A 1,976-nucleotide genomic window follows, 5' to 3' on the forward strand; every position below is an offset into this window, starting at 1 on the left:
GGGGCAATCGCGTGCTGAGATAACCCAGTTCACAGCCGCGGGAAGATCCGGAAAGTCGACCCAGCCACGCGGATCGTCACATAGTAACTTGCCGCGATAAATTGCCTGCGCGTGATACAGACAAACCGACAAACCAAACAAAACAACAAGTCCCGCGTTCGTGAAACGGTCGAGCATTTTCAGCAAAAACCATATCAAAAGCAGCTTCAGGACCGTTGTTACCGAATAGGTAAGAAGCAGAGTAGCGGAAAGATCATTCACACGGTGCACTCAAACCAATCATTGGTCACTTGTCGAGGCATAGCCGAAAGACCAAAGCCTTCCGCTGACCCCCGCAAGGCTTTTCAGCCCTGCGATATCTGAGGTCGCCGGGCTGCTAAGCCTTGCTTCCGTCGCGCTCTGTGGTGACACTTCTGCTTTGCAAACCCGGTGACATTTCTACTTGGTTGCAACACTGACTCCGCCAAAATCCTTCACTCCGGCTGCCAGTCATCGTCGAGCGAGGATTGCACTCCGCTATCTGTGATCGAAGCATAGTGCGTGGCGGTTTCGGTACCCATTTCTGTACCGTCCCCAGACATGTAGGCCTGCGCGAACTCGGTACGCTTGAATACGGATCCATCAAGTTCGATTGTGGTGCGATCCTCTGCCGTCGCGCGTGTCACAGAGCCATCATACCAAACCTTGATCCGCGTCCCGTCTGCGATCTGTACCACAACGGCCATCGGCTCGATCTGCACACCCAGCCAACCGTCATCGGTGTCCCGCCGCGCGATGATCTTGTCAGACCGGAACTTGACCTGAACATCGCCCGACAAACTGTTGCCGCTTGATTTCAGAACAACAAAAGCCTCTTGCTCGGCCGGGTTTGGGTGGATCGTAACATTTGCGTTCTTCGGCGGCCAAACCTTGGCGGAGTCGCGTTTCTTGCCCTTCTGGTCGCGGTGAAACCCAACATAGAGCTGGGCCGATTTCCAGATGCGCGTGGCCTTCCTTGAAAGTGCCGTGGATTTTGCAGTCATGTCATCGGACCTTTTAGAACGGATATTTCGGATTGGTGCTTACGGTGGCCATGCGGATCTGACGGAACGAGATCAAAGGGCAAGGTATCAAGGGTGAAGCGCCCAATGGAATACCTATGAAGAAAACCCAGCAGGTAGACCGGATCGGCGGGGTATGGCGCACAGTTCCATGCATGGCGCAGTGCGGCTGCTTCATTAGAAGAATACGCGGCTATGAGACACCTTGCCTCACGCCATTTATCGGCACGTTGTTTCCGGCTGCGTTTCTCTTGCCGTTCCCAATCCACTGCGCGTTTGAACATAACCTCATCTTCACTGGGTTGCTGCTCTGCGATCTGATTGGCCAGCAATGGAAAAGCCTCGCGTTCCTTCTGCTGTTTGCGGCGCAAGGCGGCACGCTTGCGGGGTGTGTCTTCGAAGGCAAAACGGGGCCACATCTTGAACCTCATGGCTCGATCCCTCCCTGCCAGCGGGTGCGACTATTGCGGAGATGCTGAAGACAGGCCACTCGCCCGACTTCTGCATGCATCCCGTTGTCGAGCGCGAACCGATGGCGAGCCTCCCAGTCCCGAACCCAGTCTGCGGCCAAACGGTCGTCAACCCGACCACTCTGAAAAGGATTGTCCTCGAGCAGGAAGCCCTTGCAATGTGCAGCACCGCCATCGGTGGGAGCGCGCAGGGTGTCGTTTTCGTACGCGACCGGATCCACGCCACACCCCATGGGATCGGCGCGGCTGCGGTCGCCTGGCGCTAAGTCAGTCATGATCGCCTCCGTTCGTAGCGGTTTGCGAAAGCTTGAGCTGGCGGGCTTCTTCGATCACGGCGTCGTACATATCGACATGGCCACAAGGGTTCTCCCATGTCTGGATTTCGTACCACTCACCATCCTCGCAGTAGCGTCGAAACACCGGTTTCCCTCTAGGCTTGCCACAGAAGGGACAGGTATTGGTGATC

At 56.1% G+C, this 1,976-nt stretch carries 5 protein-coding genes; all 5 read right to left on the minus strand.

Going from position 1 to position 1,976, the window contains the following annotated elements; all coding sequences use genetic code 11:
* A partial coding sequence (locus ACR0NY_RS19040; protein ID WP_480771297.1) for a hypothetical protein occupies positions 1–261 on the minus strand: 261 nt, incomplete at its 3' end.
* A gap of 212 nt (positions 262–473) precedes the next feature.
* Positions 474–1,022 carry a hypothetical protein gene (locus tag ACR0NY_RS19045; RefSeq protein WP_480425621.1) on the minus strand — a complete coding sequence of 183 codons (549 nt, stop codon included), beginning with the start codon at positions 1,020–1,022 and terminating at the stop codon, positions 474–476.
* On the minus strand, positions 1,019–1,471 hold the full coding sequence (locus ACR0NY_RS19050) for a hypothetical protein (RefSeq protein WP_480453296.1): 453 nt from the start codon (positions 1,469–1,471) through the stop codon (positions 1,019–1,021). The genes ACR0NY_RS19045 and ACR0NY_RS19050 overlap by 4 nt, the downstream gene beginning before the upstream one ends.
* Positions 1,468–1,785, minus strand: a complete 318-nt coding sequence (locus ACR0NY_RS19055; protein ID WP_480425615.1) for a hypothetical protein — start codon at positions 1,783–1,785, stop codon at positions 1,468–1,470. Before ACR0NY_RS19055 ends, ACR0NY_RS19050 begins: the two co-directional genes overlap by 4 nt.
* A partial coding sequence (locus tag ACR0NY_RS19060; protein WP_480771298.1) for a hypothetical protein occupies positions 1,778–1,976 on the minus strand: 199 nt, incomplete at its 5' end. The genes ACR0NY_RS19055 and ACR0NY_RS19060, both read right to left, overlap by 8 nt.

This window comes from Ruegeria sp. BJ5 (assembly GCF_056537865.1).